The following is a 17,526-nucleotide window of genomic DNA, read 5'->3' as shown; positions in this document are numbered from 1 at the left end:
TAGTGACACGCCGCATCAGCGTGCCCGCAAGCGTTTCCCCAGCTCAGACCGCAGATCTGTGTGCTTTTCCCGCTACACATCTGCGGAACGCGGGTTTAAGTGGGCTGGCAGGTCGTTGCCTGATGATCGCTTCTTGCCGGAATCCCGTCGGCGTCGCGATGACCGCTAGGTCGATGCCCGGACCGTAGGCATTCGCATATTCCGCCCTGTTGCCCGACAGCTTCGGAGCGGCGAGCTTCTGGGGAGCGGAGATCTTGATCGCCGACCCGTCGCGTTGGCTCGCCGCCGTGAGCAGGTCGGTGCTGCCGCCGGGCGAGAGTGTGAGCCGGCTTTGGTGGCGCGCGGCTTGATGGTGCCGTTGTCTGCCACCAGCGTGGTGTCGACGGGTTGCCAGGCGTCGCCCTGTTTGACGCGGATGGGGTCGGTATAGAACTCGGTGGCGAGAGTCTTGCCGTCGCTGTTGGCGTAGGTGGTCGAGCTCTCGGTGTGCAGGCTGGGGATCTCTACCTGACGGCCGGCCTTTTTCGCCTCTGCTTTGGCCGAGTCGATCGGTGGGAGGAGTGTGGTGTCCTTAGCGGAGGGGCTCGGTGCGGGAGATGGTTGGGCGGCGGCTTGGTCTGCGGGAAGAAGTGACGCGGTTAGGCTCAGCGCCATCGCTGCGATGAGTAATCGTGAATGAGCACGTCGTGATCGTCTTGGTGCGTTCAAGTTCACCTCGATCGGCGTGGAGAGGAAGGCAGGATGATCTTTACATTTCCCTTATCTCGAACACAAGGTCGGAAGAGGTAATATCCAATTCCCGATCTTGCAGGGTCGGAGCCCTAGCGGCTCGCGATACCTTCCAGGCGGTCGCGTCTCGGTAGTGGTCGACCCGGACCTGCGGAGACGCGCGGTCCGGCATTCGGTACTCCGCCTTGCCGGGCCGATGGGGCAGTCCGAGCCTTCCGCGTGCTGCCTGACAGGCGACGTCAGAGCCGAGCGTGGCGCTGGGGCCCATCGAGGAGCGCGTATGCGCTAGGACGACGGGCCGAGTACGAGTGTGGGGGGGACGTAATGTTCCCCTGGGGTGCGGTCGTCGGCGAGAACGTTCGCGGCGGCGAGTTGTCCCATGGCCCGGAGTTCGAGGTCGATCGTCGTCAGCCGCCGGACCCCCTGATCGACGATTATTCCCTCCCAGTTGTCGACTCCGACAACCGCCAGGTCCTGAGGTACGCGTAGCCCTTTGGCCTCGCAGACATTGAGCACCCCACGGGCGATGTGGTCATTGCCGCAGAACACCGCGTCGACCTTCGCCCCGGAATCGAGCAATTCCCGCATGGCGTCGACTCCAGACCCTTCAGACCAGGAGCCATAACGTGTCGGAGCAGCAGGGCTGAGCCCGGCCTCCTTCAGCGTGGTGAGCATGCCGCGCTCTCGCAGGCGCACGGCGATACTCGACGGATCGCCGGTCAGGTGGGCGATGTGCGTACGCCCGCGGTCGAGCAAATGGCGAGTGGCGAGAGCTCCCGCGCCTTCGTTGTCGGGCAGGTAGACGACGTCTTCTGGGTGGTCGGAGGCCGCGAAAGCATATGTCACCGGCACGGTGAAATGGTGGGTGATCGACGGTGATCGGCGCTCGTGTCCGTCGCCTATGACGAGAAGTCCATCAATTTGGCGGGCCTGGAACTGGCGGATGCTCTCGGTTATCTCGCGGGCGGCGAGGATGTCTTCGTCGAAAACGAGGGCGGCTTGCTGGAGCTTCCCGAGTTGCAGGACCGCGCCGATGACCACGGGCCCGGAAAACGTACTCGCCGCGCGGTGGGTGAGCACGCCGATCGTGCGGCTGCGGCCCAGCGCGAAGGAACGCGCGAGCTGATTCGGCCTGAAATCGAGGCGCTCGGCGACGGCGAGCACCCGCGCACGCGTCGCTTCGGAAATCCGGTCCGTTCCGTTGAGCACTTTCGAGGCAGTCGAGAGGGACACTCCTGCGATCGCAGCCACATCACTCAGCCGAACACTGCCCTTGCGGTTGGACGGCACTGGCTGAGTGTACCGAAGGCCGAACGGCGGATGGCGCGTCGTTCGGCAGGTCCTCCTTGACAGCGGCCCTGGCCGCCGCTCACACTGCGGCCAGTGCGAAATCGGTTTCGCACTGGTGGCGATGTCGTGGTCCAGCAAGGACAGCTAGGACAGCGGACAGCGAGGAGAGCGCGCATGCCGATTGGCCCCACCCCCGCACGCCGATTGACAGGGAAGAATCCATTACCTGGACGGGTCGCTTCCGGGCTGGTCGCGATCGCCGTGGCCGTGACAGCACTGGTCGCACCAACCGCATCAGCCCAGGCCGTAGCGGGTGATGTCGTACTCGGAGACTTCGAGAACGGCGTCACCCCGTGGTTCACGGCGACCAGCGGCGGCACGAGCGTGTCGCTGAGCGTGACCTCGGACGCGCCGGCGAGTGGCAGCGGCGCCGCCCGGCTCGACGTGAACGCGCCCAACGGGACCGCGGAGCTCGCGCGCGGTGTCCCCTCGATCGATGCCCGCTCGCTGACCTTCGCCCTCCGCAGCACCCAGTTGAAGGGCATCGTCGTCCGGATGGTCGACGGCACCGGGCAGGCCCACCAGCAGACTGTCCCGCTCACTCCCGGATCGCCGTGGCAGAGCGTCACCGTGAGCGACTTCGCCCCGGCCGGCGCGCCGGAGTACATCCACTGGGGCGGCGCGAACGACGGTGTCTGGCATGGCCCGCTCAAGCAGCTGTCGCTGCTGGTCGACGCGTTCCGCGTGATCAACGGCCCGGCCGCGACGATCGACGTCGACGACGTGACCGTGCAGGGGCCGGCGCCCGACCTCGCGATCGTGCCGAAGGCGACCGGTAACGCGTTCACGACGGGGGATGAGGTGTCGTTCGGCATCCGGACCGCGGCGAAGTCCGTGGAGTGGACCGTACGCGACAGCGACAATGCCGTGGTGGCCACCGGCGCGCGGGAGACCTCGGAGTTGGGAGGCGCGCTGACGCTGGGCAAGCTGCCTACCGGCTGGTACGCGGTCGATCTCGTGGCCGTGCAGCCCGACGGCCGCCGCGTCGCGGGCGGCACCGACGTGTCTGTGCTTCCCGCGTCCGACGCGCGCGAGGAACGCATCGGCGTCGCGACGCATTACGGGCAGGCCTGGTCCCCTGACACGATCCCGCTCATCGCCGACGCGGGAGTCGGCTTCGCCAGAGATGAGGCCTATTGGGCGCAGGCGGAGAAGGTCAAGGGCACGATCGACTTCCCCGCGAGGGTGGACGCCTACACCGCCGCGCTGTCGAAGAACGGCCTCAAGTTCTTCGACATCCTCGCGTACGGCAACAGCCTCTACCACGAAGGCGAGGCGCCGGCCACGCAGGTCGGGCGGGACGCGTTCGCGAACTACGCCGACGTCTCGGTCGCCACGTTCGGCACGGACGACACCTTCTACGAGGTGTGGAACGAGTGGAACCTGCGCGACCGGACCGGGCCCGCCGGCGCGACCGCGGCGAACTACGCGGCGCTCCTGGCCACGACCGCCAAGCGGGTCCGCGCGGCTCATCCCGGCGTGCGGCTGGTCGGTCCGGCGCTGGCCCCGATGGACAACTGGTCGAGCTGGGTGGACGACTTCATCGCCGCCGGCGGCCTGGACAACATCGACGCGTTCACCACGCACCCCTATGACTTCGCCGCGGAGCCGGAGGCGTTCATGAACCACGTCGCCGTGATCCGCGCGAAACTCGACGCCGCCGGGCACCGCGACATGCCGATCTGGCTCAGCGAGCACGGCTGGCACACCTCCGACACGCCGCTCGGCGCCGACGAGAAGTCGCAGGCACGCGACCTCTCACGGGCGCAACTGCTGGCCCTCGGCAAGGGGATCGGCCGCTACACCGTCTACGACTTCAAGGACGACGGCACCGATCCGAAGGATCCCGAGGACCGCTTCGGAATGATCCGGAACGAGAACGACCCCCGGGGTGCGTACACCCCGAAACCGGCCTTCGTCGCGCAGGGCATCCTGACCCGCCAGACCGATGACCGCGAGGTCCGCCAGGCGCTGGCCCTCGGCAGCGGCCAGTACGGCGTGGAGTTCGGCGCCCGCTCCGGCGAGCCCGCCACGACCCGCATGCAGGCTCTATGGGCGCTGAAGCCGGAGACCTGGAGCGTCAAGGCGGCGGGCGAGGTCACGGTGACCGACCTCTACGGCGCCCAGGCGACACTGAGGCCGGACGCCGACGGCCTGGTCCACGTCGCCGTCGGCAAGGATCCGGTGTATCTCACCGGAGAGCTGGGGGAGGTGCGGACGCAGTCGCCGTACACCCTCACGGTCGACAAGGCCATCGAGGGCCTCGCGCCCGCGGCGAAGTGGACGGTCACCGCCGGGGACCGGGCGCTGGAGGTGTCCCTGCGGAGCGGCACCGGAACGGCTTCCGCGCAGGTGGCGGCGGGCGAGACCCGGTCCGTGGCCGTCACGCTGCCGGCGGCGGGCGTGGGCAGGCGTACCTGGACCGCCGAGGTCCGCGAGGGCGACCGCACGATCGGGCTTCTTACGGCGAGCGCCGACGTGGTGTCCCGGCTCGGGCTCACCGGTACGCACGCGCTCAACGCCACCGGTGCCGACCTTCTGCGGCTCACCCTGGTGAACCGCGGCGCGGAACCCGTCGAACTGGACGGGATCAACTGGACCGTGGGCTCGTCCAGCGGCCGGTCCCTGCCCGACACGAGTATCGCCGGGAACGGCCGCGTCTCCGTCGACGTACCGCTGTCCGAGCTCGGTGCCTGGTCTGCCACGGCCGTCGGCGACGCGACCGCCACCGCGCACGGGACCCTCGTCGAGGTGGATCCGGTCGATGTGCCGTTCCGCCCGGTGAAGGTGGACGGCAAGGTCGACAAGGCGGTATCCGTCCTTCCCGCGCAGACGCTCGGCGCGGCCGAGCAGGTCATCACCGGCTGGGCGGGAAACGAGGATCACAGCGGCCGTCTCTGGCTCACCCACGACGCCGAACGCCTGTACCTGACCGCTGTGATCACCGACAACGTGCACGCCCAGCCCGCGCGAGCCCTGAACATCTGGCAGGGCGACGGCGTCCAGCTCGGCGTGACGCCAGGGTGGCCCGGCGAGAGCGCCCCACCGGTCAATGAGATCGGTACGGCTCTTACCAGCGCCGGCCCGGTGGATCTCGCGCGCTGGTTGCCGACGAACGCCACAACCGCGGGGCTCGCCTCGGCGGTCAGGCGTGACGAAGCCGCGAAGACGACCACGTACGAGTTGTCCGTCCCGTTCAGCGCGATCGGAGTGAACCCCGCCGACAGGATCCTTTCGGCGACCGTTGCCGTCAACGAGAACGACGGCACCGGCCGGCGCGGATGGAGCACCTGGGGCAAGGGCGTGGCGGAGTCGAAAGACCCCGCGAAGTTCCGGTCGTTGCGCCTGCTGGCGGTCACCGCGGGCAAGTCCTGACCGGCTAGACGGGCTGTCCCGGGTTCGCCGCAGAAGAGCGAACCCGGGCATTCCGTACGCCTCGAAATACCCCGGCCGGTGTGGAGTAATACGGCGATTGACACGCTCTGAGATCTTGTGGTGTTCTAGCGAAAGCGGTTTCGCACATGATGAAGCTTGGATCTTTAGGACGGCACTTGACTGAATCCGCCTCGCCCATGAAGCCCACGCGCGTGCTGGTCACCGGTGCCGATGGCACCATCGGCCGGCCGGTCGTGGAGGCACTGCTGAGCGCGGGCATCTCTGTGTCGGCACTCTCGGCCGCCTGGTCGGCGCCGTCGCCGGCTGACCGGGTGTTCACCGGTGACGCCGCTGACGCGACTCTTGTCCGACAGGCGCTCAAGGACGCGGACGCCGTCGTGCACCTCGCCGCGATACCGCACCCTGGCCTGGGAACGGCGCGCGAGGTCTTCGTGGGCAACACCTCGGCCACCTTCACCGTGCTGGACGTCGCCGGCGAGGTCGGCGTTCGCCGCGCGGTCATCGCGAGCTCGATCAACGCGTTCGGGGTGCCCCTCAACCGGCACGATCTCACTCCCGCCTACTACCCGCTCGACGAATTGTCACCGGTCGCGCATGACGATGCCTACTCCCTGTCCAAGTGGGTCGATGAGCAGACCGCGGCCTGGGCGTACAGCCGCTGGGACATCACGGTGATCGCCCTGCGCTTCCCTCTCGTGCGTGACCTTCCTGAGCTGCGAGCGGCGGCCGCGCGTCTCAGCCAGGACCCGGACGAGCAGGCACGTCTCGCCCGGGAAGGATGGGCGTATCTGGCGATGGCGGACGCGGTGGACGCGGTGCTGCGTGGGCTGACCCGGCCGGTCACCGGCATGCACACCCTGTTACTGGCGGCGGAGGACACCCTCGTGGAGGAGCCGACCGATCTCCTGCTCGACCGTTTCGCTCCGGCGAGCGAGCGGCGCCGGAACTTCCCCGGCCGCACCGCCCCGATCGACACCGCCGCTGCCCGCCGCATCCTCGGCTGGACCCCCCGGCACCGCCTCAGCGACCCGATCAACGCGACCTTCCTGGAGACGCCGGCATGAGTGACAACACCACCGCGTTCGAACAGCCGTGGGAGGCGCCGGACGATGTGCGCATCACGGGCGTCCGGGCCATCGCCACCGCCCCCGAAGGCATCCCGCTTCTCGTCGTGAAGGTGACCACCAGCGACGACGGCCTTTACGGGCTCGGCTGCGCCACGTACGCACAGCGGTGGCGCGCGGTCGCCTCGTACGTCGAGGAGCATCTCGCCAGGCTCGTCATCGGGCGATATCCCGGTGACATCGAAGACCTGGTGCGTTTGGCCCGCTTCTCCGGCTACTGGCGGGAAGGGCCGGTGGGCAACAACGCGATCTCTGGGCTCGACCAGGCATTATGGGACATCGCCGGCAAGCGGGCTGGACGACCCGTGCACGAGCTGCTGGGCGGCAAGGTACGCGCCGCCGCCGACACCTACCTGCACGCGGGCGCGTCCTCGATCGAAGAGACCCTCGACCAGGCCGAAGGTCTTCGCGAGGCCGGGCTGCGGCACATCCGGCTCCAGGTCGGCCAGTCGGGCCCCGGCACCTACGGCGCTCCTCCGACGGCTGACATCTCCGACGAGTCCGCGCCGTATCCGGGTGGCTGGCGCGTGTCGGAGTACCTGCGGCGTACGCCGGAGCTGTTCGCCGCCGCCCGTGAGCGCTTCGGCGGCGAGATCGAGCTGCTCCACGACGTCCACTCTCGGCTGACCCCGAAGCAGGCGGTCGTTCTCGCGCGCGCTCTCGAGCCTTATCGGCTCTTCTTCCTCGAGGACGTCGTCGCCCCCGAGCACTGGGACCGGCTGCCGGAGGTGCGTGCCGCCTCACCCGTACCGATCGCGGTCGGTGAGCTGACGACGTCGGTGACGGATGCCGCGTGCCTGGTCCTGGGGGGCGGCGTGGACTTCATCCGCTCACATGTCTCCGACCTCGGCGGGCTGACGGCCGCGCGCAAGATCGCCGCGGCGGCCGAACTCGTCGGCGTCCGTACGGCCTGGCACGGTCCCGGCGACACCTCGCCGATCGGTGCCGCCGCCAACGTCGCGCTCGACGTGACGAGTCCGGCGTTCGGCATCCAGGAAGGGCATCTGTACCGCGAAGCCGTGCACGAAGTGTTCCCGGGAACCTTGCGCATCGAGAACGGCTGGCTTCGCCCGAACGAAAGTCCCGGCTGGGGGATCGATCTCGACGAGTCCGCCGCCGCCCGCCACCCCGCCGGCCTGTCGGGGCACGACGCCTGGGCTGCCCGCGTCCGAGGGCTGGACGGAGGACTCATCGCCCCCTGATCGCAGCCCTCATGAGAACACCAGCACCAAGTACTGAGGAGACCCATGCCCCCCACCAATGTCCGGAAGTTCGCTGCCGCCCTCAGTGCCGGTGCCGCGGCGCTCGCTCTCACTTCGGGCTGTGCCGCCGAGAGCCCGTCGAAGCCCGGCTCGGTGTCCATCACCGTCGCCGGTCAGCCCACCCAGGAAAACCCCGATCAGCTCAAGGCGTTCAAACGTAAGATCTCCGACTTCACCGCCGCCAACTCCGGCATCAAGGTCACCGGAGACGAATCCACGTTCGACGTGAACACCTTCCAGGCGCTTGTCGCCGGCGGGAAGTTGCCCACGGTGTTCTACGTGCCGTTCACCGAGATGCAGGGGATCATCGCCCGGCAGCAGGCTGCGGACATCACCGGCTACGTCGGCGCCGACTCCAGCGTCAAGCGGATCAATCCATCGATCCTCAAGGTCGCCACCGGTCCGGAAAGCCATGTCTTCGGGGTTCCCGTCCAGGCCTACAGCATGGGGCTGCTGTACAACCGCGCCCTGTTCACCAAGGCCGGTCTCGACCCCGACGCGCCGCCGAAGACCTGGGACGAGGTACGGGCCGCCGCGAAGACCATCCACGCCAAGACCGGTGTGCAGGGCTTCGGGGCCATGACCAAGGACAACACCGGAGGCTGGGTGCTCACGACCATGAGCTACGCCTACGGGAGCAAGATCCAGTCGGATGACGGCAAGCAGGCCACCATCAACAACAACGCCACCCGCGGCGCGCTTGAGTTCTACCGCTCACTGCGCTGGGACGACGACACCTTCGGGTCCGACTTCCTGGTCGGGTACAAGGACATCACGAACGCTCTGGCCAGCGGCAAAGTCGGCATGATCGTGCAGGGCGCGGACACGTACACCCCCGTGGTCCAGTCCCTCGGGATGAAGCCGGACGACTTCGGACTCGCCCCGTTGCCGCAGGCGCCCGGCGCTCTCGGCACCCTGGGCGGCGGATCCGTGGCCATCATCAACCCGCGGGCCTCGGCGGAGGAGATCAAGGCCGCGCTCAAGTGGATCGACTTCGCCGAGTTCAACAAATACAACAACGAACAAGCGGCTGTCACGGGCGCCAAGGCCGCCGCCGCCGACAAGCTACCGGTAGGCGCACCGGTGCTCCCGCTCTTCGACCAGGCCACCACCGACCGGTATCTGACCTGGGTGAAGGATTACATCAACGTGCCGCGCGAGCACTTCGCGGCCTACTTCGACTCGGCCAAGAGCCTGCCGCTCGTGCCCGAACCGGCGGCGAAGGCGCAGGAGACGTACGGAATTCTCGACACCGTCGCACAGGCGGTATTGACGCGACGAGACGCCGACATCACCGCCCTGCTCGATGACGCCCAGAAGAAGGTCCAGGCCGCAATTGACGCGGGCTGAACCGTCGCTTCCCGTCGCGCCGGTGGCTCTCTCCGGCGCGGCGGTGTCGACAGCGCAGAAAGGGGTTTTCGACACGATGACGGATGCAACCACCACCCCTGAGCCAGGGCGTTCGCGCCGTGTCGCGCGCTGGGTCAGCCGGGGCGGGCTCTCGACGTTGATCTTCTTCATTCCGCTTCTGGTGTCGTTCGGGCTGTTCTCGTGGTGGCCGATCCTCCGCTCCCTGCTGCTCAGTCTGCAGCGGACGAACTTTCTCACCTCCGAGTGGGTCGGGCTCGACAACTTCGCCCGCGTCCTGCGGGACCCTCTCCTGCTGACCGCGGTCTCGAACACGCTGTGGTTCACGGTCCTGGCCTTCGTGATCGGGTTCCCGGTACCGGTACTTCTGGCGGTGTTCATCGCCGAGTTACGGCGGGCGAGGAAGGTCGCGTCCGTTCTCGTCTACTTGCCGGTCATCTTCCCGCCGGTCGTCGCTGTGCTGCTGTGGAAGGCGTTCTTCGACCCCAGCCCGCAGGGAGTGTTCAACTCCGTTCTGGGCTGGTTCGGCCTGGGCCCTGTCGCCTGGCTGAACAATGGCGATCTGGCCATGCCGTCGATCGTGCTGCAAGCGACGTGGGCGTCGTTCGGCACCGCGACGATCATCTATCTGGCGACGCTGATGAGCATCCAGACCGAGCTGTACGACGCGGCCGAGGCCGACGGAGCAGGGGTGCTTCGCCGGTTCTTTCACATCACCCTTCCCCAGATGCGCGCGATCCTTCTCGTGATGTTCCTGCTCCAGGTCATCGGCACGTTCCAGGTCTTCACCGAGCCGTACATCATGACGAACGGCGGCCCGGAGAACCGCACCGTCACGGTTTTGCTGCTCATCTATCGTTACGCATTCATCTCGGGTGACTACGGCCGAGCCACTGCCTTGAGCATCTTGCTCGCGCTCGTTCTCTCGGCCCTGTCCGCCGTATATCTCAGGGCGACCAGACGCTGGAGCACCTCATGACCACCGGACCCGAACCATACGAGCGCGGGATCCTCTCCTTCATCGATCGTCGCCGGCCCGCCGTCCGCGTCGCGAGCGGGGTGATCGGCGCGCTCGTCGTCACCGGCCTGGTGATCCTGTGCGCCGGCCCGCTCTTCTGGCTCTTCAAAGCCGCTACGTCCACCACTACCGAGACGCTGTCGGCGCCGTTCTCCCTCTGGCCCAGCGGCATCCACTGGGACTCCTTCGTTCAGGTGTGGACGCGCGTCGACTTCGGCCGATACTTCTGGAACACCCTCGCGCTCATGGCCGGGTCGCTGTTCCTGGGGCTGCTGGTCGCCACGACCGGCGGCTACGGTCTGGCCGTTCTCAAACCGAAGTATGCCAAGCCCGTGTTCGCGGCGATCCTCGCCACCTTGTTCATTCCCGGCGTGATCTCCCTGGTAGCGCTCTACCTGACCGTCATCGACATTCCGCTCGTCCACGGTAGCCTGCTGGGCTCGATGTGGGCGGTATGGCTGCCATCCTCGGCCAACGCCGTCAACGTGCTGCTCATGCAGCGCTTCTTCGCCGGCATCCCCGGCGAACTCTTCAACGCGGCCCGCATCGATGGAGCAGGACCGTTCAGGATGTTCTTCTCCATCGTCCTGCCGATGTCCCGCCCGATCCTTGGTGTCGTCAGCCTCCTCACGCTCGTCGCCTCTTACAAAGAGTTCCTTTGGCCGCTGCTCGTTCTGCCGAACCCGCAGGACCAGCCGATATCGGTCGCGCTGCCGAGGCTGCAGAGCACGATCGACTTCTCCCAGTTCATGGCCGCGCTCTTCATCTCGGTCATCATCCCCGTCGGTCTCTTCCTCATCCTCCAGCGCCAGTTCCTGCAGGCGGCAGGCAATGCCGGCGCCCTCAAGGGCTGACCTACGCGCCTGCCTCGGACGAAGGACACCAATGCCACATTTCGACCAGCTTGGCGGCGTGAGCGCGCGCTTCGGGGTCAACTACCTGCCGCGGGAGAACTGGTGGTACGCCTGGGCGGAAGACGACGACACCTTCGCCGAAGATCTCCACCAGATCGCCTCGCTGGGGTTCGACCATGTCCGGGTGCAGTGCCTGTGGCCGCTCTTCCAGCCCAACCCGTTGTGGGTGTCACCGCGAGCGCTCCGCCGGCTCGTCCACCTGCTCGATCGTGCGGCGGAGAACGGACTGGACGTCTGCGTCACCGTGCTGGACGGCTGGCTGAGCGGCTTCGACTTCCGGCCCGGCTGGTTGAAGGAGGTCGATCCGTTCACCGACCCCGAAGCCGTCAATGCCGCGGAACTACTCGTCGGCGCGGTCGCGCGTGCGGTCGAAGGTCACCCGGCGCTGTGGTGCGTCGACGTCGCGAACGAACCCAACGTACTCATGAAGCACCTCAAGGCGGGTGAGGGCGAGGCATGGGCCGCGAGGATGCTTCGCGCCGCGCGTGCGGCCGCCGTGCCGGTCACCGTAGGAGTCGACCACGTGCCGTGGATGAGCGACGACGCCCCGATCGGCCGGGCGTTCCTGGCCGGTGCGTGCGATCTCATTCCGGTGCACGCGTGGCCGTACTTCACCGGGGCCCTCGCCAGGGTCGGCGAAGAGCGCGCCTGGGCCATTCCCGACCATCTCTCCCAGGTCGCTCGCGCGACTCCCGGCGCCGCGGACAAGCCGCTGTGGATCCAGGAGGTCGGGGTTTCGCCGCTCTGGCTCACGGACGTGGCGGTGGAGGATTTCGCCGAGCGGATGCTGCGGCGAGCCGCCGCGATTCCCGGACTCGGCGCCGTGACCTGGTGGGCGTCCCACGACATCAGCCGCCGCTTCACGGGGTTCGACGAACTCGAGTACGGCTTGGGCCTCATCGATGCCGAAGGGCGGACGAAACCGATCGGCTCGCGGGTGGCCGAGGTGGTCGCGGAGCTGCGCGATCGGCCGCCTGTCCCATCGGCAGCGGAGCCGGCGATCGTGCTGCCGACTGGACGGGCGCCTGACATCGCCTTCGCCGAACAGTGGTTCGCGCACATGGGGGCGAGCGCTGGACCTGCGATCGAGCTCGAAAGGAGTGCGTCATGACCAACCAGGCGCTGCATACGGACCTTCTGGTCGTCGGAGGAGGGCTCGGGGGAGTCGCCGCCGCCTTGACCGCGGCGCGCCTCGGTATCCGTGTGGTGCTCGCCGAGCGGTCGGACTGGCTCGGTGGCCAGCTGACCACGCAGGCGGTTCCGCCGGATGAGCACCGGTGGATCGAGACCGATCTCGGATCAGCCTCCTACCGGGAGCTCCGCGAGAACATCCGCGCTCACTATCGCCGCCTATATCCGCTTACACCGGACGCGGCCGTGGACCCGCGGCTGAATCCGGGCCTAGGCAACGTCTCGGCGCTGTGTCACGAACCGAGAGTGGGCGCCCTGGCGATCGAGGAGGTGCTGTCTCCGCACCTCGCCTCGGGAGCGATCACCGTGCTCCGTGAACACGACGTGGTGAACGTGGACCGCCGTGACCGGCAGATCACCGGCGTACGTCTGCGCAGCCGGGATGGCGACACCGTGGAGGTGACCGCCCGCCTCGTGGCAGACGCGACCGAAGAGGGCGATCTCCTTGAGCAGGCCGGCATGTTCTACACCTTCGGGGCGGAGTCCCGCGACGAGACCGGCGAGCTGCACGCACCGCTGGAGCCGGATCCACGAGACCAGCAGGCGGTCACCTGGTGCGTGGCGCTCGAATATCGCGAAGGCGAAGACCACACCATCGACCGGCCCGCCGGCTACGCATACTGGCGCGACACCGTCGACCCACGATGGCCCGGCCCGCAGCTGTCCTGGAAGGACATCTTGCCCGACACGGGGGAGGTGCGGTGGCGGCCGTTGTTCGTCCACTCGCCCGAACAAGCGGTTCACACAAGCGCCGACGACCTGTGGCACTACCGCCGAATCCTGTCGCGGCAGAACCTCGACCCGAGCTTCCCCGGTGGCGAGATCACGCTGGCGAACTGGCCGCAGATCGACTATTGGGAGCGCCCCCTGCTCGGTGTGAGCCCGCAGGAGCGCGAACACGCGCTGGCGGAGGCGCGATCTCTCACGCGCGGCTTCGTTTACTGGATGCAGACCGAGGCCCCTCGCCATGACGGCGGCACCGGCTATCCCGAGCTGCGACCCAGGGGCGATGTCATGGGCACCTCGGATGGATTGGCGAAGGAGGCCTACATTCGCGAATCACGCCGGATCCGCCCGGTGTTCCGGGTGACTGAGGCGCACATCGGGGTGGAAATGCGGGGGCCCGGCGTGGGAAGCGCCCTTTTCGAGGACAGCGTCGGCATCGGCCACTACCGCATCGATCTGCACCCCAGTACGGCTGGAAGAGGCTATGTCGACATCGACTGTTTCCCCTTCCAGATTCCGCTCGGCGCCCTCATCCCGGTCGACGTCGACAACCTCGTCGCCGCGAACAAGAACATCGGCACCACCCACATCGCCAACGGCGCCTACCGATTGCATCCGGTCGAATGGTCCATCGGCGAGGCGGTTGGCGCGCTGGCGGCCCAGGTCGCCGAGACGGCACAGACACCGGCGCGACTCCGGGCCGACCCGACGAGTGTCCGCCGCCTGCAGCGACGTCTTCGTGACGACCTCGGTGTCACTCTTGAGTGGCCCGACGACATCCGCACCGGTCGATCTACGAGCTGAGCCCTGTTTCCGGTGTTCCCTCACTCGGCTGGCTCCAGGCGATGACCTGGCCTCTCTCGGTGATGCGTTTCCGCAGCTGCTCGATATCGATGTCCTGAACCGCGACCTGATTCCGGATCGACAACGTCGCCGCGACGGCGGCCGACTCCGCGAGCACGCAGAAGACGGGTTCCATGCGGGTGGCCGCGTACGCGATGTGCGTCGCCGACAGGCACACGGGCACGAGCAGATTCGCGCAGTCGCTCCTGCGCGGCGTGATGGCGCGATAGGGAACGGGATACGGCCGGCCCGTTCCCATGTGTCCGCCGATGAACATGTCCCCCTCGGTCGCCACCCCGAGTCGCGCTGTTTCGGGATCGCGATGGGGGATGCGCCGAGCGGGGTACACATCCACGCCGAAGAGGGCAAGGCCGATGGCATCGGAAGGCTCAGTCTGGTTCAACACATCCGCGTGCGTAAGGGTGTACTGGCCCTTGAGCCGCCGAGACACCCGTACATAGAGCTGATGTGGCCACCCGCCGGTCTCCGGAAAGACACTGGCGTCCAAGCCGTACGCGGCCGTCTCTTGCCGGAACTCCTCGGGCACCTCCGGGTGGGTGGAGAGGAAGTGGTGCAGGCCGCGGAGGTAGTCGATGTGATAGCGCCAGATCCGCGATCGGGCGTTCCAGTCGCCGTCCTGGTAGTCGTGGCTCACGCCGACAGGCGCATTCGTGACAAGAGAGGATCGCTGGTAGTTGTATTCACCTGAGTTGAGCCAGCCAGGAAATATATCCCGGAGGCTGTTCAGCTGGTCGCTGGGGCTCTTACTTACGGACTTGATGTGCTCGATGTATCGGCGAACCAATTCGAACGTGTCAGGCGAGTAGTCCTCCGGCGCGGTGATCTCGGCCTTGTTCCGCATGTCCGTCGTCAGATAGAAGCGGAAGTTGTATGCCTGTGTGTAGCCGTCCGCCGAACCGATCGGCAATCCGTGGTCATCGTCGATGAGCGGGAGGAGTTCGCTGGTGCTGTCTCCAGGCACGACATAGGGGTCGATCGGTGCCCAGTTTGTGATCTGCCCAACACCGGCCAGGGCCTCGCCGAACGCCTGGCGCGACTCGCGTCCGGTTCGATAGGGAACCCCCGCGAGAGCCATGAGGTCGCCTTCATAAGAAGCATCGACAAATACCGATGCGGATATGCCGCGAGGCTCTTCCGATTCGGCCGCGGGCGCGGGAACTCCCCAGGCGTCCGGCGGTGAAGGCTCAACATGGATCGTGTCGATATGGTCACCATCTCGCGTCACCGCGACGATGCGGTGCTCGAAAATCACAGTGATGCCGGCGTCGGCGACCCACTCATGGAACTTGCGCACGATGTCGGGGGGATGGTTCCCGAAACGGAAGATCACATCGCTCGTCAGGCCGCCCACCGCCTCAGGAACGGGGCAGTCCTGCAGCGGTTTGATTCCCGCGCCCAGCATTCCACCCAGCCAACGACCTGGCTCGACGAGTATTACGGACGCGCCCTCCTGATGCGCCGTGATGGCGGCGACACAGCCTGCGGGTGTTCCCCCGTACACACAAATATCGGCCCTCAGCGTCATCGATTCCGTCCCGTTGGAGCGTTGGAGCGTTGGTTGCACGCGATGCCCCGAGATCCTTGGAAGGCCGCGGGGTCTGCACATCTTCTCGGGCGGCGACAGCCCGCGGAATGGCCATTCTGATCGAGGCCATGCACATTTTTGACGGGAGACCACAGGATGCCCGCAGCTTGTCCGAGCCTTGACGGCTACGTTCTGGCGCCTCAGCGCCCCAAGTTCAGCCTCAGTTCCGACAGGTACGAGGGATGGTGCATGCTGCTCCCGAGGAACGGGGCGTTCTCCTACGAAGTCGATGATGTGGGTGAGGCGGGACTCCGTGGCGAAGCGCGTTTCGGCGATGTGGTCATCAGCCCACCCGGCAGCACCCTACGGCGGCGGATGCACGAGCCGACGGCGTTCTTCTTCGCGCGATTCCTGACCGCCCTGGAGCCGCCGATCGGCTGTAGTCGGTTGCGCGACGTCGACCGGCTGCGCGCCAACCTCTCCCTGCTCGAATCGACGCAGTCTGCTGTCGAAGAGGGCCATCAAGCATTGGCTGCTGACCTGGTCGCGGCCCATGTGGTCAGCGATGTACTGATAGCCGTCCATTGGGATCGGACGCGTGCGGGAACGCGTGAGGATGCCCTGGTACGTAAGGCGGTCGTCTTCATCCTGGACAACTTCGCGTCGCCGGATCTTTCGCTTGGCGATCTCGCGAGAACGCTGGGCGTCAGCCCCTCGCTGCTCTCGCGACGCTTCCGCGACGTTCGCGGCGTCACCCCGATCCAATACCTTCGCGACGTCAGGTTGGGGAAGGCTCGGGAGCTGTTGAGCGGGACCGACTTCACGTTGCAGAACATCGCCGAACAGTGCGGTTATCGCAGTGCGTTCTATCTCAGTCGAGTCTTCAAGGTCAGCACTGGTCAGCCGCCTTCTGAATACCGAGCAGGGAGTCGTGGTTGAGATCGTGGGGGCGGAGGATCCTGCGGCAGATGTCCATAATTAGTCCTCCGTACCTTTCTCTGTTCTGGAAACTCGGATCTTTTGCGTGGACTTTGGCAGGCGGCTGTGGATCCGAAGTGGATGGATTCTTTACGAGTTCTGAAACGGCGGACGGCGACGTACGAAGAGGCGTAGGAACTGCGGCTGTCCGCTGGCGAACCCGGCCTCGTCGCCGCCGTCCTGGAGGCTGCCAGCAGCCCGCTCACCGCCAGGCAGACCGATGCGATCAGCAAGGTCGGCGGGCGCAACCGGATCGACGCCATCCGCATCTCCCGCGACGCCGGCTGGCTCCTGACTCTGACGACGACCTGAGAGCCGACCCACGGGATCATTGCGAAGAGTTACCATCAAGATACGTTGTGTCATGAGTAGGGGCGGGGATCACAGCGAGGCACAGATCATTTACGAGAAAGGTGATCGCCTCGATGCGCACCCGTATCCGCCTGGCAGCACTGACGGCCGGCGCCGCCGTACTAGCCGCCGGCGGCATGATGCCGACCTCGGCGTCAGCCACGACCCCGGCCTCCAGCACCCGCAACCACCTGTTCGCGTTTTCGGGCATCGCCTATCTGCCCGCCAACGTCGATCTGCAGCCCACCGCGTCCGGCACCTGGGTCAACACCGGATTGCAGGTCACCCTGCCCAGCGCCGGCACCTACGCACTCGACCTGGACGTCCGGGCACGCCTGCAGGGGGTTCCCCCGGTCAACACGTACATGGTCGCCCGTCTGTGGAACGTCGCATCAGGCGCCGCCCTACCCAACAGCGAGCGGATCCTCAGCCAGCTCATCGACACCACCTCGGCCGGCGCCGGGATCATCGCCAAGAACACGACCTCTCCGATCAGCGAGCGCATCACCGTGACCGGGCCCACCACGATCCGGCTGCAGGCCCAGCGGACCAATGCCTTCGGCGCTTCGACCATCGCTGCCATCTGGAGCGACAGCGCCGGACGCACGTCCTTCCGCTTCGGCAGGATCTTCTGATCAGATCGCCCACCGCCAGACCCGAACCGTGAAATCCACCTGACTGTTCAGCGCGCGCCGGGATGTTCGACGGCCACGCGCAGATCGGGCAAGTC

At 66.9% G+C, this 17,526-nt stretch carries 12 protein-coding genes; 10 read left to right on the top strand and 2 right to left on the bottom strand.

All coding sequences use genetic code 11. The annotated features are described in order from the left end of the window. Window positions 1-1,014: 1,014 nt before the first annotated feature. Window positions 1,015-2,019 carry a LacI family DNA-binding transcriptional regulator gene (locus AB0H88_RS50885; RefSeq protein WP_357657249.1) on the bottom strand — a complete coding sequence of 335 codons (1,005 nt, stop codon included), beginning with the start codon at window positions 2,017-2,019 and terminating at the stop codon, window positions 1,015-1,017. A gap of 174 nt (window positions 2,020-2,193) precedes the next feature. Between AB0H88_RS50885 and AB0H88_RS50880 the strand changes: the two genes are divergently transcribed. From AB0H88_RS50880 to AB0H88_RS50845, 8 genes are all read left to right on the top strand, one after another. Further along, window positions 2,194-5,454, top strand: coding sequence for a sugar-binding protein (locus tag AB0H88_RS50880; RefSeq protein ID WP_357657247.1), 3,261 nt, complete (start codon window positions 2,194-2,196; stop codon window positions 5,452-5,454). Between the two features lie 176 nt (window positions 5,455-5,630). Beyond that, complete coding sequence (locus tag AB0H88_RS50875) at window positions 5,631-6,539, top strand: NAD(P)-dependent oxidoreductase (RefSeq protein ID WP_357657245.1); 909 nt, start codon at window positions 5,631-5,633, stop codon at window positions 6,537-6,539. Continuing rightward, complete coding sequence (locus tag AB0H88_RS50870; RefSeq protein WP_357657244.1) at window positions 6,536-7,801, top strand: enolase C-terminal domain-like protein; 1,266 nt, start codon at window positions 6,536-6,538, stop codon at window positions 7,799-7,801. Before AB0H88_RS50875 ends, AB0H88_RS50870 begins: the two co-directional genes overlap by 4 nt. 45 nt (window positions 7,802-7,846) lie before the next feature. Continuing rightward, entirely contained in the window at window positions 7,847-9,211 is a 1,365-nt protein-coding gene (locus AB0H88_RS50865; protein WP_357657242.1) for an extracellular solute-binding protein, read from the top strand. A gap of 76 nt (window positions 9,212-9,287) precedes the next feature. Then, window positions 9,288-10,208 (top strand): sugar ABC transporter permease, encoded by a 921-nt coding sequence (locus AB0H88_RS50860; protein WP_357657241.1) that lies wholly within the window; start codon window positions 9,288-9,290, stop codon window positions 10,206-10,208. Continuing rightward, window positions 10,205-11,101, top strand: a complete 897-nt coding sequence (locus AB0H88_RS50855) for a carbohydrate ABC transporter permease (protein WP_357657239.1) — start codon at window positions 10,205-10,207, stop codon at window positions 11,099-11,101. The genes AB0H88_RS50860 and AB0H88_RS50855 overlap by 4 nt, the downstream gene beginning before the upstream one ends. A gap of 58 nt (window positions 11,102-11,159) precedes the next feature. Further along, complete coding sequence (locus tag AB0H88_RS50850; protein WP_357657237.1) at window positions 11,160-12,272, top strand: cellulase family glycosylhydrolase; 1,113 nt, start codon at window positions 11,160-11,162, stop codon at window positions 12,270-12,272. Next, window positions 12,269-13,882 carry an FAD-dependent oxidoreductase gene (locus AB0H88_RS50845; protein ID WP_357657236.1) on the top strand — a complete coding sequence of 538 codons (1,614 nt, stop codon included), beginning with the start codon at window positions 12,269-12,271 and terminating at the stop codon, window positions 13,880-13,882. Before AB0H88_RS50850 ends, AB0H88_RS50845 begins: the two co-directional genes overlap by 4 nt. Here AB0H88_RS50845 and AB0H88_RS50840 read toward each other — a convergent pair. After that, window positions 13,872-15,467, bottom strand: a complete 1,596-nt coding sequence (locus AB0H88_RS50840) for an FAD-dependent oxidoreductase (protein WP_357657234.1) — start codon at window positions 15,465-15,467, stop codon at window positions 13,872-13,874. The two genes, AB0H88_RS50845 and AB0H88_RS50840, sit on opposite strands and share 11 nt — an antisense overlap. Before the next feature lie 249 nt (window positions 15,468-15,716). On the opposite strand from AB0H88_RS50840, the gene AB0H88_RS50835 reads away from it, so the two are divergent. Beyond that, the gene (locus AB0H88_RS50835) at window positions 15,717-16,406 is read left to right on the top strand and encodes a helix-turn-helix transcriptional regulator (RefSeq protein WP_357657232.1); all 690 of its coding nucleotides are present in this window, start codon (window positions 15,717-15,719) and stop codon (window positions 16,404-16,406) included. Between the two features lie 464 nt (window positions 16,407-16,870). Then, window positions 16,871-17,431 (top strand): hypothetical protein, encoded by a 561-nt coding sequence (locus tag AB0H88_RS50830; protein WP_357657230.1) that lies wholly within the window; start codon window positions 16,871-16,873, stop codon window positions 17,429-17,431. Window positions 17,432-17,526 lie beyond the last annotated feature (95 nt).

Source organism: Nonomuraea sp. NPDC050680 (assembly GCF_040654555.1).
Taxonomy (GTDB): Bacteria; Actinomycetota; Actinomycetes; order Streptosporangiales; family Streptosporangiaceae; genus Nonomuraea.
This window is presented reverse-complemented; position numbering and strand designations above follow the sequence as displayed.